Source organism: Amycolatopsis plumensis, from assembly GCF_042652605.1.
GTDB lineage: Bacteria > Actinomycetota > Actinomycetes > Mycobacteriales > Pseudonocardiaceae > Amycolatopsis > Amycolatopsis plumensis.
The window spans coordinates 2,630,140-2,652,079 of record NZ_JBHSJY010000001.1 but is presented as its reverse complement, the minus strand read 5'-3'; the positions used below and the strand labels follow the sequence as shown (position 1 = coordinate 2,652,079).

The following is a 21,940-nucleotide window of genomic DNA, read 5'->3' as shown; positions in this document are numbered from 1 at the left end:
GTGGGGTGGATCAGCCGTTGGCGAGGGCCTGGAGCCGGTCGTAGGCACCGTTGAAGGTGTCCTGGTCGAGCGGGCTCGAGGTGTACTGCCAGACGGTGTAGTAGCCCCAGTTGTAGGGCAGGGTGCCGACCGACGACGCGTACCGCGCGACCCACAGCGGGGCCGTGCTGGAGAAGTCACCGCTCACGCAGCTGCCCCACCAGCTCGTCGACGTGTAGATCACCGGGTACCGGCCGGTCAGCGAGTGGTAGGTGTCGTGGAAGTCGAGGATCCACGACGTCATCCCCGCCTTGCTCAGCCCGTAGCAGGTCGCGCCGTACGGGTTGTACTCCATGTCCAGCGCGCCGGGGAGCGTTTTCCCGTCCTTGGACCAGCCGCCGCCGTGGGCGACGAAGTACCGGGCCTGCGCCGCGCCGCTCGAGGTGTTCGGCGTGGCGAAGTGGTAGGCGCCGCGGATGAAGCCCTGGTTGTAGGAGCCGTTGTACTGCTGGGTGAAGTACGGGTTGGTGTAGTTGGTGCTCTCCGTGGCCTTGGTCCACACGAACCGCTTGCCTTGGTTCCACCAGTTCGCCCAGTCGACGTTGCCTTGGTAGCTGGCGACGTCCATGCCGGCCACCGTGGCCAGCACCTGGCCGGGCATGGCCTGTCCGGGCTGCGGCTGCTGCGCCGACTTCTGGCTGTCCGGAGTCGACGTGTCGCCTTCGACGCGCCGGATCTGCGACCCCAGCTCGTGGTTGTGCTGTGCGATGTCCGCGTTGATCGCGGCCACGGGGTCGACTTCGGGGGAGAAGGTCGTCGCCTGCGCCGTGCTGCCGAGCAGGAGCAGCGTGGCCGGGACGACCAGGGCAGCGAACAGCCGCCCTCTTCGGGAAGTGGACATCTTGGTTCCCTTCACAGATACCCTCGCGATGAGCGGCTAACTGCAGGTAGCCGCCCGAGCACGATTGTTGAGGACGAAGTGGCGTTTGTCACTCAGTTCCGTGAAATTGGGTATACGTGTGGGTGATTTTCCCGGCGAGAAGATCGTTAATCGGTGACGAGTTAACACCTATTATTGGACGGTTGGGCCGTTCAGCCCAGCGCCAGGGCGAGCAGCCGGTCCGCCGAGCCGTTGAACCAGTTCTGGTCGCCGGGCAGGGTGCCGCGGTCGGCGAACTGCCAGATCGTGTGGATGCTCCAGCTCGACGGCAGTTCCCCGATGAAGCTGTTGTAGCGCGCGATCCAGAGCGGGTTGGCGCCGAACTCGCCGTTGTTCGCGGTGCACCGCTTCCACCAGCTCGTCGACGTGTAGATCGTCGGAAACCGGCCGGTGGCCGCGCGGTAGGTGTCGGAGAAGGCGCGGATCCAGGCGACCATGCCGGCGGCGTCCTTGCCGTAACACGTTTCGCCGTACGGGTTGTACTCCGCGTCGAGCGCGCCCGGGAGGGTCTTGCCGTCGGCCGACCAGCCGCCACCGTGGGCGAGGAAGTACCGCGCCTGCGACGCGCCGTCGGAGATGTCCGGCCGCGCGAAGTGGTAGGCGCCGCGGATCAGGCCCACGTTGTAGGAGCCGTTGTACTGCTGCGCGAACTGCGGGTTCACGAACCCGGTGCCCTCGGTCGCCTTGACGTAGACGAACTTGGCGCCCGCCCCCGCCGCGCCGGGCCAGTCGACCGGGCCCTGGTGCCCGCTGACGTCGTGCCCGAGCAGCTGGTCGTCACCGCCGTACAGCACGTCGGGGCCCTCGCCGACGCCCTCGACCTCGGCGATCTGCGAACCCGCGTAGTGGTCCTCCGCGCCGGCGTAGGGGTCGTCGGCCTTCGCCGACGTCTGCCCGGCCACGAGCAGGACGGACGCGAGGACGGCGGCGAAGGGCAGCGAACGTCGTTTCACCCTCTGGCTCCCCACCGATCTCGTGAGACTTCTTCAGTCTCACGATGCACCGGCACCGCCGGATCGGCGACTCGATGATCACTCGATGGGGTTGAACCCGCAGGTCAGCGCCGCTCGTCGGCGATGGCCTTCAGCAGGTGCTCGGCCGGCACGACCGCGGTGATGAGGTCGTGCGGGTTGATCGCGACGGGGTGCCCGCCGAGCAGGTCGACGATGTCGCGGCCGACCACCGCCCGCGCGTGCGGCCACTCGCGCGGCACCAGCGACTTGCGGGTGTAGGCGGGCACCATGACCCGGCCGTCGGTGTTGTGGAAGCCGATGACGGTCCGCTGCACCGGCGACATCGCGTAGACGAACAGCGTCGCGTCGAGGACGGCCTTCGGCAGGTCCGACGGCGGGCGGTGCTCGGTGCGCACGAGCTGCAGCAGGTGCTCGAGGTCGTTCGCCGGGTCCGGGAAGCCGAGCGCCTTGGGCGAGGGCCGGTAGCGGTCGTTGGGGTGGAAGTCGGCGATGACGTCGCCCGCGCCGTTCACCGGGTACGCGCCGACGACCGCCCACGACGGCACCGGGCCGTTCGGGTCGAAGGCCTCGTCGATGACGTAGAGCCAGCTGTCGGGATTGGCGCGGGCGTTCGCGCGCATCTCCGCGGTGATCTCGGGCGTCCCGTGCTTGCCGCTGCGCCGCGCCTGCCTGCCTTCGCGCCGCGCGGCGCGGTTGTGCTTGCCGTGCCCCCCGGGGCGATCGGCTTCGCTTCCGGTGGGCTGCTGCGAAACCATCCGATCCGCCTCGTCCCGCTGCGCCATCGTCATCCCCATGTTCTCGGGTGTGCCTGCCAAGTCTTGGTGCGCCACTCTACTGTTTGCCCATGGCCTCTTCGCGTTCGGTCGACCCCGGACAGTTACGTGCGGCGGTGCTGGCGATCTCCCCGTGGCTGCAGGGCGACGCGCCGGATCCGGCGCGCCCGGAGCTGGCCGCCGCGGTCCGCCTGTCGCTGCGTGCCCTGGCGGCGGACGCGCCGGGCCGGTCGGTCGAGGTGCGGGTGCCGCCCTTCGCCGCGGTGCAGTGCGTCGAGGGCCCGCGGCACACGCGCGGCACGCCGCCGAACGTGATCGAGACCGACCCGCGCACGTGGCTCGAACTGGCCACCGGGCAACTGGACTGGATCACGGCCGTGGCCGACGGCCGGGTGTCGGCGTCGGGCTCCCGGGCCGACCTGTCGCACTGGCTTCCGCTGCTGCGGATCGGACGCACGGGTTTCGAGGACTGACGCAGGGCCGGTGGGGACCGGGAACTGCCCTACGGCTTGCGGCCGATGCCGCCGGCGATGGTCCGCTGGGCCACGTTGAGGTCCTTGAGCCGCGGGCCGTCCGGCCACCAGTCGGCGCACCGGACCACGCCCGGGGGCACCATCTCGAGCCCGGGGAACAGGTCCTCGATCTGCTTCTGCGTCCGGAAGGTGCCCGAGCCCATCGGGCTGTGCAGGAAGAAGTCCTCCATCTTGCGGGCGGTCGCGGAGTCCTCGTCCTCCGGGTCGAAGAAGTGCGAGATCGCCACGAACGAGCCCGACGGCAGCGCGTCGATGTACTCCTTCATGATCTCGGCCGGCCGCTCGTCCGGGCCGTTGAAGTGGTGCAGCGTGCCCATCTGGAGAAGGGCGACCGGCTGCGAGAAGTCGATGTGCTGCCGGACGACCTCGTGCTCGAGGATCCGCTGCGGCTCGAAGATGTCCTCGGCGACGAAGTGGGTGTTCTCGTTCTCCTCGAGCAGCGCGCGGCCGTGGGCGAGCACGACCGGGTCGTTGTCGACGTAGACGACCTTGATCTCCGGGTTGATCCGCTGGACGACCTGGTGGGTGTTCTCCGCGGTCGGCAGGCCGGAGCCGCAGTCGAGGAACTGCGTGATGCCGGTCTGGCTGGCGAGGAAGCGGCAGGCGCGGATCAGGAAGCCCCGGTTCTCGAACGCCAGGTCCTGCGCTTCCGGGGCCGCCTTCTGGACCTTGTGCAGGACCTCGCGGTCGATTTCGTAGTTGTCCTTCCCGAGCAGGAAGGCGTCGTACACGCGCGCGATGCTCGCTCGGGTCGGGTCGACCCCCACGGGAACTCGTTCGGTCCGGGTCGCGGCGTCGGGCATGTTGAACCTCGCAAGTTCTGTGTTGAAAGTCTCGTACTCTACGTAGAGTAGGACTCCACACGCATGCGGTAAACCGGGTCACCTCTTTGCGCAGGACGGCCCAACGTGTACTTTCGGTAGTCGGGCTAGGACCCCCTGGTGACGTGAGCGCGGAAGGGCCGGGAATGAACGCGGTGAACGCGTCCGCAGGTGAACAGAACATCGGCCCCACGGCGCGCCGCATGATCCTGGGCTCGCAGCTGCGGCGGCTCCGTGAAGAGGCCGGCATCACCCGTCAGCAGGCCGGTTACAACATCCGTGGCTCCGAGTCGAAGATCAGCCGGCTGGAGCTGGGCCGGGTCGGGTTCAAGGAACGCGACGTCACCGACCTGCTGACGATGTACGGCGTCGACGACCCGACGGAGCGCCGGGCGTTCCTTGACATGGTCAAGCAGTCGAACGAGCCGGGCTGGTGGCGGCGCTTCGGCGACACCATGCCGAACTGGTTCACCGACCTCGTCGGCCTCGAAGAAGCCGCCGCCCGGATCCAGATCTGGGAGCCGCTCTACGTGTCGGGCCTGCTCCAGATCGAGCCGTACGCGCGGGCGATCTTCAGCCACGGCCGGTCCGAGATGGCCGACGAGCGGGTCGACCAGCTGGTCGCGCTGCGGATGCGGCGGCAGAAGATGTTCAGCAGGCCGGACGCGCCGCGCGTCTGGATGGTGCTCGACGAGTCGGTGCTCTACCGCCCGATCGGCGGGATGAAGGTGCTCAAGCAGCAGATCGAATACCTGCTCGAGATGAGCGCGCTGCCGCACGTGTCGATCCAGGTCCTGCCGTACTCGCGCAGCGGCCTGTCCGCGGAACACGCGTTTTCGCTGCTGCGCTTCGGCGAACCGGAACTGCCGAACATCGCCTACGTCGAGTACATGACCGGCGCGCACTACATCGAGAAGCGCGAAGAGATCGAGAAGTACAGCCGCGCGCTGGACATGCTCGCGGTCGACGCGGAGACGCCCGAGCGCAGCCGGTCGATGCTCGGGAAGCGCCGCCAAGAGATCTAGCTGCCCTTTTGCCTGTCTCCGCAGGCAAATCTGCTCCGCTGAGCGGTAACGAACCGTAGTTGTTACTCCATTCGTGCACACGCGCGTCACTGGATAGGTTAACGGCGATCTGGTAATTCTTACCGTCCGCGAACTTTGCAAGAAATTCTGCACGTGCATTTACCGTTGCAGTCACACGTGCTAGCCTCGAACACGCGGGCAAATGCACATGCATATGCATTGCCTCAGGGTTTTCCGCATCGAGAGGTGGGAACATGGCTGAGCGATTCGAGAACGGCATCCCGGCCGATCGGCTGTCCGGTGCCGAGTGGCGCAAGGCGAGCTACAGCGGTGCCTACGGCAACTGCGTGGAGGTCGCGCCGCTGTCCAACGGCGAGATCGCGATGCGCAACTCGCGGTTCCCGACCGGCCCGGCGCTCGTGTACACGCGCGCCGAGATGGCGGCGTTCCTGGCGGGCGCGAAGGACGGTGAATTCGACGATGTCCTCGGCTGAGGCCGTCGCCCCCGTCTTCGACATCGAAACCGGACTGCAGGAACTGGTGGCCCGCGGCTACCAGTTCGTCCACCCCGCCGACGAACGCGGTGAAGTCCTCGCGGTCGTCGGCGTGCGGGTGCACGACGACGTGGTGGACGTGGTCCGGCTCAACGCCGAGGACGACGTCGTGGCGACCAGGATGCCCGGCTCCGAAGAGAACATCTTCGAGCCGGAGCGGTGGCTGTGGCGCCGCCGCGGGGAAGGTGCGCAGGTGCTGACGGAGATTCTTTCGCTGCCGGATGCGTGTTAGACGTACAGGCTTCCAGGCCCCGTCCGAAGTGGTCAGAACCACGCCCGGCGGGGCCTGGCTCATGTCCGGACCGTCTACACTGACACTGGCCTGACCACGTCTTCCCAGGAGCTCCTCGGTGGTTTCCGACCCGCAGCTCGTGTCCGACCAGCCCGAACCGGAACCCCGTGAGGAGTGTGGCGTCTTCGGCGTCTGGGCTCCCGGGGAAGAAGTCGCGAAGCTGACCTACTACGGCCTCTACGCCCTGCAGCACCGGGGCCAGGAGGCGGCCGGCATCTCCGTCTCCGACGGCTCGCAGATCGTGGTCTTCAAGGACCTCGGCCTGGTCAGCCAGGTGTTCGACGAGCAGATCCTGCAGTCGCTGCAGGGGCACATCGCCGTCGGGCACTGCCGGTACTCGACCACCGGCGCGACCATCTGGGAAAACGCCCAGCCGATCTTCCGCACCACCGAGACCGGCAGCGGTCTCTCCTTCGCCCACAACGGCAACCTCGTCAACACGGCCGAGCTGCGCGAACGCACCATCGAAGCGGGGCTCAAGCCGCACGCGGGCCTGACCGGCTCGTCCAGCGACTCCGACCTGATCTGCGGCCTGCTCGCGGCGAACGCCGCCGACAAGGGCATCGAAGCCGCCGCCATGGAGCTGCTGCCCACCCTCAAGGGCGCCTTCTGCCTGGTGTTCTCCGACGAGAACACGCTGTACGCGGCGCGTGACCCGCACGGCGTGCACCCGCTGGTGCTCGGCAGGCTCGAGCGCGGCTGGGTCGTCTCGAGCGAGACGGCGGGCCTCGACATCGTCGGCGCGTCCTTCGTCCGCGAGGTCGAGCCGGGCGAGCTCATCGCCATCGACGCCGCGGGCCTGCGCTCGTCCCGGTTCGCGAACCCGGACCCCAAGGGCTGCGTCTTCGAGTACGTCTACCTCGCCCGCCCGGACACCACGATCGCCGGCCGCGGCGTGCACGCCACCCGCGTCGAGATCGGCCGCCGGCTCGCCAAGGAGCAGCCGGTCGAGGCCGACCTGGTGATGCCAGTGCCGGAATCGGGCACCCCGGCCGCGATCGGCTACGCGCAGGGTTCAGGCATCCCCTACGGCACCGGCCTGGTGAAGAACGCCTACGTCGGGCGCACCTTCATCCAGCCGTCGCAGACCATCCGCCAGCTGGGCATCCGGCTCAAGCTGAACCCGCTGCGGGACGTCATCCGCGGCAAGCGCCTGGTCGTCGTGGACGACTCGATCGTCCGCGGCAACACTCAGCGCGCGCTCGTCCGGATGCTGCGGGAGGCCGGCGCGCTCGAGGTGCACGTCCGGATCGCCTCGCCGCCCGTCCGCTGGCCGTGCTTCTACGGCATCGACTTCGCGTCGCGGGCCGAGCTGGTCGCGAACGGCGTCGACCTCGACGGCATCCGCCGCTCGATCGGGGCCGACTCGCTGGGCTACATCTCCCTGGACGGCCTGGTCGCGGCGGCCGAGCAGCCGAAGTCGCGGCTGTGCACGGCGTGCTTCTCGGGCGAGTACCCGATCCCGCTGCCGGAGGACGCGCTGATCGGGAAACACCTGCTCGAAAGCCTCGACGCGGTCAATGGCGCGGCAACCCCCGTCAGTCCCGCCGGGTACGGTGCCGAAGACGCCGTCCGGCGTCCCTGACCGTCCTTCCAGTAGGGAGTCCTTCCACCGTGAGCGAGTCCACGAGCGCCACGTACGCCGCCGCCGGCGTCAGCATCGACGCCGGCGATGAAGCCGTCGAGCTGCTCAAGCCGCACGCCGAGCGGGCGACGCGGCCCGAGGTCATGGGTGGTGTCGGCGGTTTCGCCGGGCTGTTCTCCCTGAAGCTCGACAAGTGGAAGGAGCCGGTGCTCGCGTCGTCGACCGACGGCGTCGGCACGAAGATCGCCGTCGCGCAGGCCCTCGACAAGCACGACACGGTCGGCATCGACCTGGTCGCCATGGTGGTCGACGACCTGGTCGTGACCGGGGCCGAGCCGCTGTTCCTGCAGGACTACATCGCCGTCGGCAAGGTGCACCCGGAGAAGATCGCCGCGCTCGTCGGCGGCATCGCCGAGGGCTGCGTCCAGGCCGGCTGCGCGCTGCTCGGCGGCGAGACGGCCGAGCACCCGGGCCTGATGGGCGAGCACGACTACGACATGTCGGCCACCGGCGTCGGCGTGGTCGAGGCGTCGCAGCTGCTCTCGCCGGAGAAGGTCCGCCCGGGTGACGTCGTGCTGGCGCTCGGCTCGTCCGGCCTGCACTCGAACGGCTACTCGCTGGCCCGGCACGTGCTGCTGGACATCGCCCGGATGCCGCTCGACGGGCACGTCGAGGAGTTCGGCCGCACGCTCGGCGAGGAGATGCTGGAGCCGACGCGGATCTACGCGAAGGACTGCCTGGCGCTCGCCGCCGAGACCGAGGTCCGGACGTTCGCGCACATCACGGGCGGCGGCCTGGAGGCCAATCTCGCCCGCGTCATGCCGCGTGGCCTGGTCGCCCGGCTCGACCGCGGCACGTGGACGCCGGCGCCGGTGTTCGCGCTGATCGGCCACCGCGGCAAGGTCGAGCGGGCCGAGCTGGAGAAGACGTTCAACATGGGCGTCGGCATGGTCGCGATCGTCGGCGCCGAGGACGTCGACCGGGCGCTGGCCATGCTGACCGCGCGGCACGTCCCGGCGTGGGTGCTGGGCGACGTCCAGCCCGCCGAAGACGTCGACGGCCCGCGCGCGGTCCTCTCGGGCGACCACCCGCGGTTCTGAGGCGTGGCCACCGGGGACGTCGTCGTCGGCTCCCGGTTCGTCATCCCGGAAGCCGAGTTGAGCGAACGCTTCTCGCGGTCGTCCGGCCCCGGCGGTCAAGGCGTCAACACGACGGACTCGCGGGTCGAGCTGTCGTTCGACGTCGCCGGGTCGCCGTCGATCCCCGGGCACCTGCGTGAGCGCGTGCTGGCCGCGCTGGCGTCCCGGCTCGTCGACGGCGTCTTGACGATCGCGGCCAGCGAACACCGGTCCCAGCTGCAGAACCGCGAGGCCGCGCGGGGGCGGTTGGCCAACCTGCTGCTCGACGCGTCGGCCCCGCCGCCCGCCCAACGGCGCCCCACGAAGCCCTCGCGGGGTTCGAAGGAGCGCCGCCTGGCGTCGAAGAAGCGCCGGAGCGACGTGAAGAAGGGCCGCTCCGGCCGCTTCGACGACTAACTCAGGGACAAGTGCACGCACTCCCCGGCCGTCCGGTAGCCGACGCGGGCGTAGACGGTGCCGATCCCCAGATCACCGGGGGTGAGGAACGCCGTGTGCGCACCGGCCTCGTGGACCGCGCGGGTGAGGTGCGCGGTGAGCGCCGCGGCGATCCCGCGGCCGCGGTACGGCTCGAGCACGGCGATCCCGGCGATCTCGGTGGTGCCGTCGACGATTTCGAGCGCGAGCCCGCCGCCGACCACGGCTTTAGTCCCGAGATCCTCCGCGAGCAGATGCCGCACGCCGGTCTCGGCTTTCAGGTGCTCGACCTCGCCGTCGCCGACTTCCGCGGGTTCGCCGAACGCGGTGTTCTGCGCGGCCCGCAGCTGCCTGAGGTCGGCCTCGGACTCCGGTACGCGCAGCCGGATTCCATCCGGGACCGGCTGATCGATCCGCTCGGCCGGTGCGCACGTCATCAACGGCACCCGCCGTTCGAGCGCGTACCCCACCTCGACCAGCAGTTTCTCCAGGCCGGGAGCGACGTCGGTGAAGTACTCCAGCCGCGGGAGCCGATCCCGCCGCCGGTAGACCGCGGTCAAGGCGTCGATCTCGGCCGGCGTCGGCTGGGCGCCGTCGTCCGGGATCGCGTAGTTGAGCATCGGGTGCCGGTTCGGCGAGTAGGTGGCAAGGAACGGGCCGACCTGCTCGGTCTCCCGGCCGCGCGGTGCCGTCGCGCGGACATAGGTCTGGATGGCGGACATGTGAGCCTTTCGAAGAGCACGTCAAGGAACCGCAGCCCCCGGACCGGGGCGTGCGGGCAGTTCGCCGGGCGTCGGGCCTAGCGGGGGCCGACGCCGGAGACGGCGCCAGGCATAGGCGGTCATTCCTTGGAGTCGAGCGGGCTCTTCCCGGTCATGGTGGCACGGCGGGCAACCGGTTTATTTCGAACGGACCGTACTGTCCACAATGGACGCTGTGGACAACCCTGTGGATGAATTCTGGGGACAAGCGCGGAAACGTTGTGGAGCAACGAAAAAGCGGGAAACCGCCCTGTGTACTACTCTGCGGCGAGTTGGCGCGCCTGCTCGAGTAGTTCCTGGAGGTGCAGGCCGCGCCGGACGTCGCAGGGGTGCGTCGTCGTGCCGCTCGCGATCATCGCCGCGAAATCGTCCAGCAGGGCGGTGTAGGACTCCTGCGCCGAGCCCGGTTTGCGCCCGAGCGTCCGGTAGCCGTGCTCGCCCCAGACCGCGACCTCGACGACGGTCGGTTGCACCGGCAGCCGCAGCGAGAGCGTGGCGGTGCTGATCACGCCACCCTCGTGGGCCAGCATCAGGTGCCAGAGGTCGCCGGGGCTCTGCCGGGCCGCCACCACCCCGGTAATCGGCCCGAGCGCGGCGTCGAGCATGTCGAGCGCGTGCGGGCCGATGTCGAACAGCGCGCCGCCGTCCTCCTGCCGCCACTCGGAGGCGGCGAACTGGCCGCCGAGCAGGGCGCCGGACAGCCAGCGCGCGCCGCCACCCGCCCAGCCGCCCGCCTGGGCGAGGCCGGCGAGCCACTCCTGCGTCTGGGCGGAGTAACGCAAGGTCAGCACCACGAGCGCGGCCACGTCGGCCGCCGCGACCGCGTCGGCCAGCCGCCGCGCGCCGTCGAGGTCGGCGGCGATCGGCTTCTCCAGGATCAGGTGCTTCCCGGCCTCGGCCGCCCGCACGCCGAGCTCGGCCTGGATCGCCGGGGGAACGGCGAACGCCACCGCGTCCACCTGCTCGAACAGCTCCTCGACGCTGCCGGCGGTGGCCGCGCAGTGCGTCTCCGCAAGCGTTTGCGCCGCCTCCGGCCGCCGGGCCCAGACCGCGGTCAGCGCCGTGCCGGGGTGATCCGCCAGTCCGGGTGCGTGGATCGTCGTCGCCCACGGGCCGGCGCCGATCAGGCCGACGCGCAGTTGTCCGTCCGCGATGAGCTGTCCCACGGCCCGCAGTCTAGGTGTGTCCCGCGTCGCGCAGAAACCGCACCTGCAGCGAGCATCCGCCTGGTTAAAGTGCCTGCATGATCGCCTCCCGGTTCGCCGTTGTCTGCGCCCTTCTGTTCGGTGCCGCGTTCGTGGGCGCCGCACCCGCGTCGGCGGCAGGCACCGACGGAGCCTGCCCCGAGGGCGACGGCGTGACGGTGGTCGTCGACTTCGGCGACCTCGGCCCGCAGCCGCTGGTCCGCTGCGCCGCCGGGACGCCGTCGAACGGCATCGCCGCCCTGCAGGAGGCCGGGATCGAGGTGGCCGGCTCGCAGAAGTACGGCCTCGCGGTCGCCTGCCGGATCAACGGCAAGCCGGGCCCCGACGTCGAGTCCTGCGCGGGGATGCCGTCGGCGACGGCGTACTGGAGCTACTGGCACGCCCCCGCCGGGGGCAGCTGGACGTCGAGCCAGGAAGGCGCTCAGACGGCGAAACCGGTTCCCGGCGGGTTCGAAGGGTGGGCGTTCGCGCGGCCGAAGTCGGCGAACGACCTGCCGTCGCCGCCGCGCGTGCCGCCGGTCCGCCAGGTCTCCTCGCCCGCGCCCGCCGCCTCTGACCAGGGCAGTTCGTTCCCCTGGGGCCTGGTCGCCGGGGCCGTCGTGATCGTGCTGGTCGGCGGCGCCGGGATCGTCGTCGCCCGGCGTCGGCGTGCCCAGTAGGGCGCTGCACCCCGGCGCCTGGTGGGCGTGGGCGCTCGCGCTGGCCGTCGCGGCCAGCCGGACGACGAACCCGCTGCTGCTCGGCCTGATCATCGCCGTCGCCGGGTTCGTCGTGGCGAACCGGCGCAGTGACGCGCCCTGGGCGCTGGCGTTCCGGCTGTACGTCTACGTCGGCGCGCTGATCGTCGCCTCGCGCGTGCTGTTCCGGATCCTGATCGGCGGGGACGACGGCGGGCACGTGCTGTTCGCGCTGCCGCGCATCCCGCTCGCCGCGGGATTGTCCCTGTTCGGGCCGACGTCGGCGGAGGAGCTGCTCGGTGGCTTTTACGACGGCCTGCGGCTGGCGACGATGGTCGTCTGCGTCGGCGCGGCGAACGCCCTGGCCAACCCGAAACGCCTGCTCAAGGCGGTACCGGGGGCGTTGTACGAGGTGGGGACGGCGGTGACGGTGGCGTTGACGGTGGCCCCGCAGCTCGTCGAGAGCGTGCAGCGGGTGCGGCGGGCCCGCCGGCTGCGGGCGGGGCGGAGTCGTGGGCTGCGGGCGGTGAAGGGCATCGTGGTGCCGGTGCTGGAAGACGCGATGGACCGGTCCTTGCGGCTGGCGGCGGCGATGGACTCCCGGGGCTACGGCCGCCGTGAGTACCTCGGGACGCGCCTGCGGGTGCTGATCGCGGCCTGCGTCCTGGCCGGGCTGGTCGGCGTGTGCGTCGGCGTCTACGGCGTGCTCGACGGGACGTCGTCCTGGCTCGGGGTGCCGCTGCTGGCGGCCGGGCTGGTCGTGGCGGTCGTGGGCTTCGTCCTCGGCGGGCGCCGGGTGCGGCGGACGGCGTACCGGCCCGACCCGTGGCGGTGGCCGGAGACGCTGGTCGTTGCGGCCGGCGTCGGGGCGTGCGTGCTGCTGTTCGCGACCGCGCGGATCGACGCGGGCCGGCTGTTCCCGTCGCTGAGCCCGCTGCGCTGGCCGGAGGTGTCCTGGGTGCACGTGGTGTCCCTGCTGGTCGCGGTGTTGCCGGCGTTCGTGGCGCCCCCGGTTCCGGAGGTCGTGCGGTGATCGAGTTCTCGCGGGTCACGGTGACCTACCCGGACGCTTCGCGGCCGGTGCTGTCGGACGTGTCGCTGCTGATCGACGAGGGCGAGTTGTGCCTGGTCGCGGGGCCGACCGGAGCGGGCAAGTCGACCTTTCTCGGCGCCATCAACGGGCTCGTCCCGCACTTCACCGGCGGGCGGCTGTCCGGCCGGGTGGTCGTGGGTGGTTTCGACACGGCTGTGCACCCGCCGCGGGAGCTGGCGTCGGTCGTCGGCGTCGTCGGGCAGGACCCCCTCGCGGGGTTCGTGACCGACACCGTCGAGGAGGAACTCGCCTACGCGATGGAGCAGCTGGCGGTGCCGCCGGACGTCATGCGCAAGCGCGTCGAGGAAACCCTCGACCTGCTGGGGATCGCGGAGCTGCGCAATCGTCCACTTCGGACGCTGTCGGGCGGCCAGCAGCAGCGTGTCGCGATCGGTTCGGTGCTCACGGCGCACCCGTCCGTCGTCGTCCTGGACGAGCCGACGTCGGCACTGGACCCGACGGCGGCGGAGGACGTGCTCGCGGCGATCACCCGGCTGGTGCACGACCTGGGGACGACGGTGATCGTCGCGGAGCACCGCATGGAGCGCGTGGCCCAGTACGCGGACCGGCTCCTGTACCTGCCGGGCGACGGTTCGGTGCGGTCCGGGCCGCCGGCCGAGATCCTGGCGACGTCGCCGATCGCGCCCCCGATCGCCGAGCTCGGGCGGCTGGCGGGCTGGTCACCGCTGCCGCTGTCGGTCCGGGACGCGCGGCGGGTCGCCGGGCCGCTGCGCGCGCGGCTCGCGGAATTGTCGGTGGTGGGTCGTAGTCTCTCGGTGACCGGTTCGGCACTGGATGTGAGAGGGGTGGTGGTCCGATACGGAGATGTCCTGGCGGTGCGCGGGGTCGACCTGCGTGTCGGACCGGGAGAGGTGGTCGCGCTGATGGGACGCAACGGCTCCGGCAAGTCGTCGCTTCTCTGGGCGGTGCAGGGCAGCGGCCCGAGGTCGGCGGGGAAGGTCGACGTCGGTGGCGTGGACCCGGCGTCGCTCAAGCCACGAGTGGCCCGTCAGCGCGTCGCCCTGGTCCCGCAGACCCCGGCCGACCTGCTGTACCTCGATTCGGTGGACGCCGAGTGCGCACAGGCGGACACCGAGTCGGAGGTGCCGGCGGGAACGGCTCGGGCCCTGCTGGACCGGCTCGCCCCCGGAATCGCCGGTGAAGCGCACCCCGGCGACCTTTCGGAAGGGCAGCGACTGGCGTTGGTGCTGGCGATCCAGCTGGCGTCGGCCCCACCGGTGGTGCTGCTCGACGAGCCGACCCGCGGCCTCGACTACCACGCAAAACGGCGCTTCGCGGCGACCCTGCGAGAGCTGGCCTCGCAGGGCCACGCGGTAGTGCTGGCCACCCACGACGTCGAGTTCGTCGCCACGGTGGCCGACCGCGTGGTGGTCCTGGCCGACGGCGAGGTGGTAGCGGACGGCCCGACGAAGCAGGTGGTCGTCGCCTCACCGGCGTTCGCCCCGCAGGTGGCCAAAATCCTGGCCCCGGAGCGGTGGCTGACGGTGGACGAGGTAGCCGAGGCACTGGCATGAGGGCGAGGGAAAGGGCGCGGGAGGAGGGGAGGGGGCGGGGGCGGGCGGGGGGGCCCAGGGAAACGAGCGCGCCCCGCCGCCTCGCGGGCCGGGGCCGACGCTGCCCGGCGGGTGCATGGCTGTGCGGGCTTGCGGGTCGCGGTTGCCGATGACCCGAGGCTGCCGAGCCGCGCCTGGGCCGACCCGCGGATCGCGGTTGCCGATGACCCGAGGCTGCCGAGCCGCGCCTGGGCCGACCCGCGGATCATGGCCGCTGATGTCCCCCGCGCGCCCAGCCGTTCCGGCGCGCATTCGGCCATCGGTCAGCGCCGAGGCCCCACTCCACCAACCATCGCCATCACCCGCGAACCGGCGGCGGTGATCCCGGCATGACCGACTTCCTCACCCCACCGCCCCGCACGATCCGCCTGACCCCGCGGCCCGCGCTGGTCCTCACCGTCGCGAGCATCCTCGGGCTGGCCATGTTCTGCTGGCCCCTGCTCGCCCACCCCCAGCCGACCGCCGCCGCGCACAGCGCCGATGCGCCCTTCGTCTTCATGGCGAGCCTGCCGGTGCTGATCCTCGTCGTGCTCGCCGAGCTGTCGCGTGGGGGCATCGATGCCAAGGCGCTCGCGCTGCTCGGCGTGCTCTCGGCCGTCAACGCGGGGCTGCGGCCGCTCGGCGCGGGCACCGGCGGGATCGAGCTGGTTTTCTTCCTGCTCGTCCTCGCCGGGCGGGTCTTCGGGCCCGGCTTCGGCTTCGTGCTCGGGTCGACGTCGCTGTTCACCAGTGCGCTGCTCACCGCCGGGGTTGGGCCGTGGCTGCCGTTCCAGATGCTGGCCTCGTCGCTGATCGGGCTCGGGGCCGGGCTGCTCCCGCGGAACCCGCGCGGGAAACCCGAGATCGCCCTGCTCGTCGGCTACGGCGTCTTCGCGGCCTACTTCTTCGGGATGCTGATGAGCCTGTGGTCGTGGCCGTTCCTCGCCGGGGATAGCACGCAGCTCGGCTTCGTGCCCGGTGCGCCGCTCCTCGACAACCTTCGCCGGTTCGCGGCGTACACCGTCCTGACCTCGACGCTCGGCTGGGACACCGGTCGCGCCATCACCAACGCGGTCGCCATCGTCCTGCTGGGGCCCGCCGTCCTGGCGGTGCTGAGGCGCGCCGCCAGGCGGGCCGCCTTCGAGGCACCCGTGACCTTCGACCGGGGTCAGCTGTAGGAGTAGAAGCCGCGGCCCGTCTTCTTGCCGAGCAGGCCCGCGTCGACCATGCGCAGCAGCAGCGGCGGCGACGAGTACAGCGGCTCCTTGAACTCCGCGTACATCGAGTCCGCGATGGCCTTGATCGTGTCCAGCCCGATCAGGTCGGACAGCCGCAGCGGACCCATCGGGTGGGCCGTGCCCAGCTCCATGCCGCGGTCGATGTCCTCGGCCGAGGCGAAGCCCGACTCGATCATGCGGATCGCCGAAAGCAGGTACGGCACCAGCAGCGAGTTCACGATAAACCCGGCGCGGTCCTGCGAACGGATCACGGTCTTGCCCAGCGCCGTCGTCGCGTGCTCTTCCGCGCGGCGGGCGGTCTCGTCGCTGGTCAGCAGCGAGGGCACCAGCTCCACCAGCGGCAGCACCGGCACCGGGTTGAAGAAGTGGATGCCGACCACCTGCTGCGGCCGGCTCGTCGCCATGCCCAGCTTCATGATCGGGATCGACGACGTGTTGGACGCGAACAGCGCGTCCTCGGCCTCGACGATCTTGTCCAGCTGGCGGAAGACGTCGACCTTCGCCTGCTCCTGCTCGAGGATCGCCTCGATGACCAGTTCGCGGTCGGCGAACTCGGCGATGTCGGTGGTGAACCGGACTCGCGCGAGCGCCGCGTCGGCGTCCTCGGTGGTCAGCTTGCCGCTCTTGACGCCGCGTTGCAGCGACTTCTCGATGCGCGCCCTGCCCGCGTCGAGCGCCGGCTGGTTCACCTCGGTGATCACGACGTCCAATCCGGACCGCGCGTGCACCTCGGCGATGCCGGACCCCATGAGGCCCGCCCCGACGACTCCAACCCGACTTACCACCGGCTCACTCCTTCGTCCGCTTCGCGACCCGCATGTTTTGCAGGCAGCACGCAGCGCGCGAGGGCGGATGCCGGATGGGCACCACCCTCGCGCGGTTACGCGTGCTCAACGACGGTACTCGTCGTACCCGTCGTCGTACGGGTCTTCATACCGGCTGTCGGCGGGTTCCTCGTGGTGGTTGTCACTGGAGGAGTTACTCGACAGCTCGCGCTGCAAAGCATCGAAGTCGGTCTCGTGCGAGCTGTACTTGAGCTCACGCGCCACCTTCGTCTGCTTGGCCTTAGCCCGGCCGCGCCCCATGGCTCGACCCCCTCGCACAGGGGCGGGGCGGCCGGGGGAATCGGCGGCCCCGCATCGTCTCGACAATTCTTTCCTGCTCACACCGTACCGTGTCCGGGGGGTTCGATGCGACGTGGCACGGTGTGCCGGTCACGACAGTGTTCCCCGGACACCGGTTACCGGCCGGTCGGTGGCGATCGGCGCAGGTAGACGTGCCACGATCTACCCGTGCTCCGTCCCTTCGTGGCTTACCTGCGGGTGTACGAACCCCTGCTCGCCCTGGGCGATCCGCCGGACGAGCGGCTGCGTGCGGCCGTCGCCGCGGCGAAGCTGAGGCGGACGGACGCGGGGGCGCGCGAGCAGGCCATGTGGCTCAAGTCACAGGTGGCCGCCCCGCGGCGGCTGCTGCCCGCCGAGCTCGCCGACGGCCGTCCGGCGCCCAGCCTGCTGACCGACGTCCTGGTGCTCGACCCCGAGGACGTGCCGGGCGGCAAGGCCGAGCACGGTCCGCTCGTCTGCCCGCTGGAACTGCGTGCCCGCTCGGCGGCCGCGCTGGTCACCTTCCTCGGCGACGCGCACCCGGCGCTGAAGAACGTCGTCCTCGGCGAAGGCGGCTTCACCCAGGAGACGATCCGCGCCCGCACGAAGTCGGCGATGGTGGACCTGAGCACGTCGGCGGCGCACACGTTGTCGACCACCTGGACCGTCCCGCTGCCGTGGTTCGTGCTGATCGAGCCGGAGGAGCGGCGCTTGGTGCTCGGCAACGGCCGCGCCGACCCACGGCGCGAACTGTCCTGGCGGGCGACGCTGGCCGACGCGCAGCACCGCGCCCGCGAGGCCGGGGAGCTCCTGGAGCAGACGTTCGGCGACTCCGGACCGGGCCGCGTGCTGTTCGAAACGCGCCGCTGGCTGGACAACTTCCACGCGGACTCGGTGGTCGAGCTCGACTACGGCGGCCTGGTGCAGTTGTTCACGGACCCGGTCCTGGAAGCCGACAACACGGCCGACGAGGTCCACGACATCCTGGACGCCCTGCGCTCGGGCAACGTCGAGGAGCTGGCCGAGCTGTTCTCGGACCTGCGCGAGTTCTGGGGTGACGTGGCCGCCCGCGAGCGCGCCAACTAGTGGACAACCGAACGCCCCGGCGACTCCTCCGGCCCAAAACTGTCGGTGCCCGCCGGTAGCGTGGAAAACGGGGGCTGCTCAGTCGCGGTCCGCAGCCGGCGGGGCGCCGGAGACGGCCAGCGGCATCCGGCGGCGCGGCAGGGGCGAGTGGCAGGCGGCGCGGTCCGGGCAGGCGGCACCCACCAGCGGTCAGTGCAGCTCCGGCACCCACCAGCGGTCAGCGCAGTTCCGGCACCCGGATCTCGCCCACCGGCTGCCCGCCACCCGAAACCGGCGGCTGCGCCAGCTCCTCGAGCCCGGACACGTCCACCCCGAGGTACCGCAGCGCCGAAACCGCCAGTGGCGCGCAAGCCCGCTTCGCGCCGTCGTCCATCTTGATCGCCACCGCGAACCCGTCCGGCAGCGCGAACGCCTGGACCCCCTCCGCGCCCGCCTTCGCGATCAGTCCCTCCACACCGGACATCAACGCCGTGTCCTCGCGGCCCGTCCCCGCCACCAGCCACGGGTGCGCCCGCATCGCCGAAGCCACCTCCGCCGACGGCCCGTCCACCGCGCTCGCGATCCGGCCGAACGCGCGAGCCAGCCCCGTCAGCGAAAACGCGAACAACGGCGCGCCGCACCCGTCGACACCCGTGTGGGCGATCGGCTCGCCCGTCAGCGAGGAGACGGCAGCGGCGAGCGCCTGCTGCAGCGGATGGTCCGGCGCGAAATACCCGGCCACCGGCCAGCCCGCCCGGACGCACGTCGTGAGCATCGCCGTGTGCTTGCCCGAACAGTTCATCATCACCCGCCGCGGCTCGGCCGCGTCGCGCATGCTCGGCACGTGCAACGGGAAGTCGGGCGGGCAGGCCAGGTCGCGCTCACCCAGGCCGGCGGCCGAGAGCAGCTCCAGCACCCGCTTCACGTGCCCGGGCTCGCCCGAATGCGACGCGCACGCCAGCGCCAGGTCCTCGCCCGTGAAGGCCAAACCCGCCCGGAGCATGCCGACCGCCTGCAGCGGCTTGTTCGACGACCGCGGGTACACCGGCGAGGACACGTCTCCCAGGGCCAGCCGGGCGGCGCCTTCCGGGCCGGTGATCACGAGCGCGCCCCGGTGGACGCTTTCGACGAAACCCGACCGCACGACTTCGGCGAGCACGGGGTTGGTCACTCGCCGCGGCCGCCTTCGTTCTCCAGCAGCTCGTCCACTGTGGCCGATCCCTGCTGGTAGCGCTTCGCGATCTCCGCGTTCAGCGTGTCCATCACGCCTTGAACCTCACGGCGGAACGACGACACCGACAGCTCTTCGCGCGCGTACGTGTCCAAAGCGGAGGCGAGCTTCTCGTCCGAGAGGGACCCGACGTCGGTCAGGTCCGTATCGCCGATCAGGGCCTCCGCGTGCCGCCGGTGCTCACCCGCGCGGGAGGGTTCCAGCTGCTGGTGACGACCCGAGCCCGCCGCCGGGCCCAGTGCGTTGTCGGCCAGGATCGTCGCCAGCTGGTCGACGATGCTCGCTTCGCCGCCCGAGCTGCGCCGGGCCTGCTCCGCGCGCACGATGTCGATCCGGGCGTGCAGGAGACGGCGCAGGTAGGACAGGTCGGTCTCTTCCTGCGCGGCTTCGTCGCGCCGCTCGCGCAGCACGTCCAGCGGCAGTTCACCCAGGCCGCTGAGGTACCCCGGGCCGAGCACGCGGTCGATCCGCCGCCTGCCACCGGGCCGCACTTCGATCACAGCGCAGTTTATCCCGGTTGAGCGTGATCTCGCTGTCAGGGGCTTTCGTTCAGCCACGGAGTTGCGCCGCCGCCGCGCGCCCCGGCGCGGGCTGTTCCGCGGGCACCGAATCGGGGTCGATCGCCGCCTGGACGAGGTTGTCCTCCGACCCCGCCAGCAGCTCCGCTCCCACCGGCGTCGAGCGCTTGACCAGCGCCAACGCGATCGGGCCGAGCTCGTGGTGCTGGATCACCGTGCCGATCCGGCCGACCGTCCGGCCGTCGAGCAGCACCGGGTCGCCGGTCTCCGGGGTGACCTCGGGCGAGCCGTCGAGGTGCAGCAGGAGCAGGTTCCGCGGCGGGCGTCCCACGTTGTGGACCTTCGACACGGTTTCCTGGCCGCGGTAGCAGCCCTTCGCGACGTGCGCGGCCGAGCCGACCCAGCCCACCTCGTGCGGGATCGTGCGGTCGTCGGTGTCGACGCCGAGCCGCGGGCGCACCGACTCGACGCGCAGCGCGTCGAACACCCAGCTACCCGCCGCGCGGGCGCCGGCGTCGGTCAGCCGCTTCCACCAGTCCACCAGCGAAGCCCGGGGCACCGCCAGGTCGACGCTCCACCGGCCCGGCCACGGCATCCGCCGCGCGAACCCGCCACCCGGCAGCGCCGCCACCGCGTACGGCTCCGGGCCGACTTCGGCGCCGACCGCGCTCAGCACGCGCTCGGCGTCCGGGCCGAGCACGGTGAGCAGCGCGAGCTCGCCGGTCGCGTCCCGGATGTCCACCTTGGACCAGAACTTCATCGCCTCGAGGTACTCGTGCAGCGTCTGCGGGCCGCCTTTGGGCAGCGCGCTGGTGACCTTCGAGCCCGGGTCCGAGTCGAGGTACACCGTGCCGTCGAGGTGCGCGACCACCATGTGCGTCTCCACGCGGCCCTGGCTGTCGAGCACCAGCGCCTCGGTGCCCGAGCTCTCGGCCAGCCCGGTCACGTGCTGGGAGATCACCAGGTGCAGCCACGACAGCCGCTCTTCACCGGTCACGGCGAGGAACTCGCGGTGCGACCGGTCGATCACGACCACGCTGCGCGAGGCCGTGCGCTGCTCCGCGAAGGGGTCTCCCCAGTGCCAGGGGACGCCGGCTTCGGGGTGGTCGTCGGGTGAAGGGATCGATCCGGGCACGTCCAGCAGCGGCGAGCGGTACGGCATACCACCCAGCCTAGGTGAGTACCGTGTGCCCATGCGCGTCCTCGTCTTCCTCGACGGAACCCCGGCCGACCCCGACCAGGCCCAGATCAAGGTCGACGACCTCGGGCTGCTGCGCGGCGACGGCGTCTTCGAGACGATCCTCGTCGTCGACGGCAAGCCCCGCGAGCTCCGGCCGCACCTCGAGCGGCTGGCCCGTTCGGCGGCCATGCTCGACCTGCCCGAGCCGGACCTCGCGGCGTGGGAGCGGGTCGTTTCGCTGGTGCTCGAAAGGTGGGCCGGCGGACCCGAAATGGTGCTGAAACTGGTGTACACGCGGGGATCCGACGGCGATCCGGCCGCGGTCCCGACCGGCTTCGCGCTGGGTTCCGAGGTCGCGCCGTCGATCCTGAAAGCCCGCGAGGACGGCGTCGCCGCGATCACCCTCGAACGCGGTTTCCCGCCGGATCTCGCCGAGCGCGCGCCGTGGCTGCTGCTCGGCGCGAAGCCGTTGTCGTACGCGATGAACATGGCCGCGATCCGCGAGGCGGGGCGCCGCGGGGCCGAAGATGTGATTTTCACCGCGGCCGACGGTTCGGTGTTCGAAGGGCCGACCTCGACCGTCGTGCTCGCGAAGGGGCGGACGCTCTACACGCCGCCGTCGAGCATCGGGATCCTGCCGGGCACCACGCAGGCCGCGGTGTTCCGCGGCGCCGAGAAGGCGGGTTGGGCGGTCAAGGTGGAGCCGCTGACCGTGCGCGACCTCGTCGAGGGCGACGGCGTGTTCATGGCCTCCAGCGTCCGCAAGCTGACCCGGGTGCACACGCTCGACGGCGAGCGGCTGCCCGATTCCGCGGCGGTGTACGCCGAGCTCGTCGCGGCCTACGAAGGCGAATACGCCTGACCCTGGGTGATCCGGACGACGGCGGGGGCGACCTCTTCGGCGCGGTAGGCGGCGATCTTGTGGTGGCCGTCGAGGATCAGCTCGCGTTCGCCGTCGGCCAGCACCACCGCGACCGGCCGGTGCCCGGTGCGGATGGCGGCGCGGTAGTAGCCGACGCGGGACTCGTCCGGCGGCGGCCAGGCGTCGGTCGGCGTGAGCAGCCGGTCGGCCGGCAGCCGCTCCGGGCCGCTCACTCGGTAGTCGCCGTCGACGAGCAGGTCGAGGACCGGTCCGAGCGTGGTGGCCAGCGGACGGCGCAGCTGCCCGGTGGCCAGCGCGATCCGCAGCGACTGGGGCAGCTCCGCCCGCGCCCGCGCGTTCACGTCGAGGAAACCCGTGCCACCGCTGATCGTCACCTGTTCCACACTCATGAGGACGGGCGGCGG

Annotated in this window: 25 protein-coding genes; 13 read left to right on the top strand and 12 right to left on the bottom strand. The window is 71.2% G+C overall.

All coding sequences use genetic code 11. From position 1 onward, the window contains the following. Positions 1-10: 10 nt before the first annotated feature. The 3 genes from ACFPLC_RS12650 to ACFPLC_RS12640 form a co-directional block, all read right to left on the bottom strand. Positions 11-880 carry a lysozyme gene (locus ACFPLC_RS12650; RefSeq protein WP_378190542.1) on the bottom strand — a complete coding sequence of 290 codons (870 nt, stop codon included), beginning with the start codon at positions 878-880 and terminating at the stop codon, positions 11-13. Between the two features lie 191 nt (positions 881-1,071). After that, complete coding sequence (locus ACFPLC_RS12645; protein WP_378190540.1) at positions 1,072-1,872, bottom strand: lysozyme; 801 nt, start codon at positions 1,870-1,872, stop codon at positions 1,072-1,074. A gap of 104 nt (positions 1,873-1,976) precedes the next feature. Further along, complete coding sequence (locus ACFPLC_RS12640; RefSeq protein WP_378190911.1) at positions 1,977-2,681, bottom strand: type VII secretion system-associated protein; 705 nt, start codon at positions 2,679-2,681, stop codon at positions 1,977-1,979. Positions 2,682-2,737: 56 nt separating this feature from the next. On the opposite strand from ACFPLC_RS12640, the gene ACFPLC_RS12635 reads away from it, so the two are divergent. Continuing rightward, a complete protein-coding gene (locus ACFPLC_RS12635) occupies positions 2,738-3,139 on the top strand; it encodes a sterol carrier family protein (RefSeq protein WP_378190539.1) in 402 nt (133 codons plus the stop codon). A gap of 29 nt (positions 3,140-3,168) precedes the next feature. On the opposite strand, the gene ACFPLC_RS12630 is transcribed toward ACFPLC_RS12635, so the two are convergent. Then, entirely contained in the window at positions 3,169-3,966 is a 798-nt protein-coding gene (locus ACFPLC_RS12630; RefSeq protein ID WP_378190537.1) for an SAM-dependent methyltransferase, read from the bottom strand. Positions 3,967-4,166: 200 nt separating this feature from the next. Here ACFPLC_RS12630 and ACFPLC_RS12625 point away from each other — a divergent pair, with 200 nt between their 5' ends. From ACFPLC_RS12625 to arfB, 6 genes are all read left to right on the top strand, one after another. Further along, positions 4,167-5,045: a helix-turn-helix domain-containing protein gene (locus ACFPLC_RS12625; protein WP_378190535.1), complete on the top strand. Its 879-nt coding sequence runs from the start codon at positions 4,167-4,169 to the stop codon at positions 5,043-5,045. Between the two features lie 254 nt (positions 5,046-5,299). Beyond that, positions 5,300-5,539, top strand: coding sequence for a DUF397 domain-containing protein (locus ACFPLC_RS12620; protein ID WP_013230745.1), 240 nt, complete (start codon positions 5,300-5,302; stop codon positions 5,537-5,539). Then, positions 5,526-5,831 carry a hypothetical protein gene (locus ACFPLC_RS12615; RefSeq protein ID WP_191315262.1) on the top strand — a complete coding sequence of 102 codons (306 nt, stop codon included), beginning with the start codon at positions 5,526-5,528 and terminating at the stop codon, positions 5,829-5,831. Before ACFPLC_RS12620 ends, ACFPLC_RS12615 begins: the two co-directional genes overlap by 14 nt. A 118-nt stretch (positions 5,832-5,949) precedes the next feature. Beyond that, positions 5,950-7,476, top strand: coding sequence for an amidophosphoribosyltransferase (purF, locus tag ACFPLC_RS12610; RefSeq protein WP_191315261.1), 1,527 nt, complete (start codon positions 5,950-5,952; stop codon positions 7,474-7,476). Positions 7,477-7,505: 29 nt separating this feature from the next. After that, entirely contained in the window at positions 7,506-8,576 is a 1,071-nt protein-coding gene (gene purM, locus ACFPLC_RS12605; protein ID WP_378190532.1) for a phosphoribosylformylglycinamidine cyclo-ligase, read from the top strand. A gap of 3 nt (positions 8,577-8,579) precedes the next feature. Continuing rightward, positions 8,580-9,011, top strand: coding sequence for an alternative ribosome rescue aminoacyl-tRNA hydrolase ArfB (gene arfB / locus ACFPLC_RS12600; protein ID WP_378190530.1), 432 nt, complete (start codon positions 8,580-8,582; stop codon positions 9,009-9,011). Here the strand turns inward: arfB and ACFPLC_RS12595 are convergent. Together ACFPLC_RS12595 and ACFPLC_RS12590 are read right to left on the bottom strand one after the other, a co-directional pair. Beyond that, positions 9,008-9,751: a GNAT family N-acetyltransferase gene (locus tag ACFPLC_RS12595; protein WP_378190528.1), complete on the bottom strand. Its 744-nt coding sequence runs from the start codon at positions 9,749-9,751 to the stop codon at positions 9,008-9,010. The genes arfB and ACFPLC_RS12595 overlap by 4 nt on opposite strands. Before the next feature lie 296 nt (positions 9,752-10,047). Next, positions 10,048-10,956, bottom strand: coding sequence for a Gfo/Idh/MocA family protein (locus tag ACFPLC_RS12590; RefSeq protein ID WP_378190526.1), 909 nt, complete (start codon positions 10,954-10,956; stop codon positions 10,048-10,050). Positions 10,957-11,033: 77 nt separating this feature from the next. Here ACFPLC_RS12590 and ACFPLC_RS12585 point away from each other — a divergent pair, with 77 nt between their 5' ends. From ACFPLC_RS12585 to ACFPLC_RS12570, 4 genes are all read left to right on the top strand, one after another. Next, positions 11,034-11,654: a hypothetical protein gene (locus ACFPLC_RS12585; protein WP_378190524.1), complete on the top strand. Its 621-nt coding sequence runs from the start codon at positions 11,034-11,036 to the stop codon at positions 11,652-11,654. Beyond that, the gene (locus ACFPLC_RS12580) at positions 11,644-12,705 is read left to right on the top strand and encodes a CbiQ family ECF transporter T component (protein WP_378190522.1); all 1,062 of its coding nucleotides are present in this window, start codon (positions 11,644-11,646) and stop codon (positions 12,703-12,705) included. The genes ACFPLC_RS12585 and ACFPLC_RS12580 overlap by 11 nt, the downstream gene beginning before the upstream one ends. After that, a complete protein-coding gene (locus ACFPLC_RS12575) occupies positions 12,702-14,300 on the top strand; it encodes an ABC transporter ATP-binding protein (protein ID WP_378190520.1) in 1,599 nt (532 codons plus the stop codon). The genes ACFPLC_RS12580 and ACFPLC_RS12575 overlap by 4 nt, the downstream gene beginning before the upstream one ends. A 368-nt stretch (positions 14,301-14,668) precedes the next feature. Beyond that, on the top strand, positions 14,669-15,496 hold the full coding sequence (locus tag ACFPLC_RS12570) for an ECF transporter S component family protein (RefSeq protein ID WP_378190518.1): 828 nt from the start codon (positions 14,669-14,671) through the stop codon (positions 15,494-15,496). Here the strand turns inward: ACFPLC_RS12570 and ACFPLC_RS12565 are convergent. Both ACFPLC_RS12565 and ACFPLC_RS12560 read right to left on the bottom strand, forming a co-directional pair. Further along, positions 15,487-16,341, bottom strand: a complete 855-nt coding sequence (locus ACFPLC_RS12565) for a 3-hydroxybutyryl-CoA dehydrogenase (protein ID WP_268246926.1) — start codon at positions 16,339-16,341, stop codon at positions 15,487-15,489. The genes ACFPLC_RS12570 and ACFPLC_RS12565 overlap by 10 nt on opposite strands. A 105-nt stretch (positions 16,342-16,446) precedes the next feature. After that, positions 16,447-16,641: a DUF3073 domain-containing protein gene (locus ACFPLC_RS12560; protein WP_378190516.1), complete on the bottom strand. Its 195-nt coding sequence runs from the start codon at positions 16,639-16,641 to the stop codon at positions 16,447-16,449. A 207-nt stretch (positions 16,642-16,848) separates the two neighbouring features. Between ACFPLC_RS12560 and ACFPLC_RS12555 the strand changes: the two genes are divergently transcribed. Continuing rightward, on the top strand, positions 16,849-17,745 hold the full coding sequence (locus tag ACFPLC_RS12555; RefSeq protein ID WP_378190514.1) for a DUF8083 family protein: 897 nt from the start codon (positions 16,849-16,851) through the stop codon (positions 17,743-17,745). Positions 17,746-17,962: 217 nt separating this feature from the next. Here the strand turns inward: ACFPLC_RS12555 and ACFPLC_RS12550 are convergent, their stop codons facing one another. From ACFPLC_RS12550 to ygfZ, 3 genes are read right to left on the bottom strand one after another with little or no spacing between them, the layout of a single operon-like run. Beyond that, positions 17,963-18,895: an asparaginase gene (locus ACFPLC_RS12550; RefSeq protein ID WP_378190512.1), complete on the bottom strand. Its 933-nt coding sequence runs from the start codon at positions 18,893-18,895 to the stop codon at positions 17,963-17,965. Then, the gene (locus ACFPLC_RS12545; protein WP_378190510.1) at positions 18,892-19,455 is read right to left on the bottom strand and encodes an RsiG family protein; all 564 of its coding nucleotides are present in this window, start codon (positions 19,453-19,455) and stop codon (positions 18,892-18,894) included. The genes ACFPLC_RS12550 and ACFPLC_RS12545 overlap by 4 nt, the downstream gene beginning before the upstream one ends. A 49-nt stretch (positions 19,456-19,504) precedes the next feature. Next, positions 19,505-20,635: a CAF17-like 4Fe-4S cluster assembly/insertion protein YgfZ gene (gene ygfZ, locus ACFPLC_RS12540; protein ID WP_378190508.1), complete on the bottom strand. Its 1,131-nt coding sequence runs from the start codon at positions 20,633-20,635 to the stop codon at positions 19,505-19,507. 31 nt (positions 20,636-20,666) lie between these two features. Between ygfZ and ACFPLC_RS12535 the strand changes: the two genes are divergently transcribed. Continuing rightward, a complete protein-coding gene (locus tag ACFPLC_RS12535; RefSeq protein ID WP_378190506.1) occupies positions 20,667-21,515 on the top strand; it encodes an aminodeoxychorismate lyase in 849 nt (282 codons plus the stop codon). Here the strand turns inward: ACFPLC_RS12535 and ACFPLC_RS12530 are convergent. Continuing rightward, positions 21,494-21,919 carry a hypothetical protein gene (locus tag ACFPLC_RS12530; protein ID WP_191315314.1) on the bottom strand — a complete coding sequence of 142 codons (426 nt, stop codon included), beginning with the start codon at positions 21,917-21,919 and terminating at the stop codon, positions 21,494-21,496. The two genes, ACFPLC_RS12535 and ACFPLC_RS12530, sit on opposite strands and share 22 nt — an antisense overlap. Between the last annotated feature and the right edge of the window lie 21 nt (positions 21,920-21,940).

What these genes read in the sequence shown, in the direction of transcription:
- ACFPLC_RS12650 (WP_378190542.1), bottom strand. Translation starts at nt 880, where the DNA reads ATGTCCACTTCCCGAAGAGGGCGGCTGTTCGCTGCCCTGGTCGTCCCG.
- ACFPLC_RS12640 (WP_378190911.1), bottom strand. Translation starts at nt 2,681, where the DNA reads ATGACGATGGCGCAGCGGGACGAGGCGGATCGGATGGTTTCGCAGCAG.
- ACFPLC_RS12635 (WP_378190539.1), top strand. Translation starts at nt 2,738, where the DNA reads ATGGCCTCTTCGCGTTCGGTCGACCCCGGACAGTTACGTGCGGCGGTG.
- ACFPLC_RS12625 (WP_378190535.1), top strand. Translation starts at nt 4,167, where the DNA reads ATGAACGCGGTGAACGCGTCCGCAGGTGAACAGAACATCGGCCCCACG.
- ACFPLC_RS12620 (WP_013230745.1), top strand. Translation starts at nt 5,300, where the DNA reads ATGGCTGAGCGATTCGAGAACGGCATCCCGGCCGATCGGCTGTCCGGT.
- ACFPLC_RS12615 (WP_191315262.1), top strand. Translation starts at nt 5,526, where the DNA reads ATGTCCTCGGCTGAGGCCGTCGCCCCCGTCTTCGACATCGAAACCGGA.
- ACFPLC_RS12595 (WP_378190528.1), bottom strand. Translation starts at nt 9,751, where the DNA reads ATGTCCGCCATCCAGACCTATGTCCGCGCGACGGCACCGCGCGGCCGG.
- ACFPLC_RS12585 (WP_378190524.1), top strand. Translation starts at nt 11,034, where the DNA reads ATGATCGCCTCCCGGTTCGCCGTTGTCTGCGCCCTTCTGTTCGGTGCC.
- ACFPLC_RS12570 (WP_378190518.1), top strand. Translation starts at nt 14,669, where the DNA reads ATGACCGACTTCCTCACCCCACCGCCCCGCACGATCCGCCTGACCCCG.
- ACFPLC_RS12560 (WP_378190516.1), bottom strand. Translation starts at nt 16,641, where the DNA reads ATGGGGCGCGGCCGGGCTAAGGCCAAGCAGACGAAGGTGGCGCGTGAG.
- ygfZ (WP_378190508.1), bottom strand. Translation starts at nt 20,635, where the DNA reads ATGCCGTACCGCTCGCCGCTGCTGGACGTGCCCGGATCGATCCCTTCA.
- ACFPLC_RS12535 (WP_378190506.1), top strand. Translation starts at nt 20,667, where the DNA reads ATGCGCGTCCTCGTCTTCCTCGACGGAACCCCGGCCGACCCCGACCAG.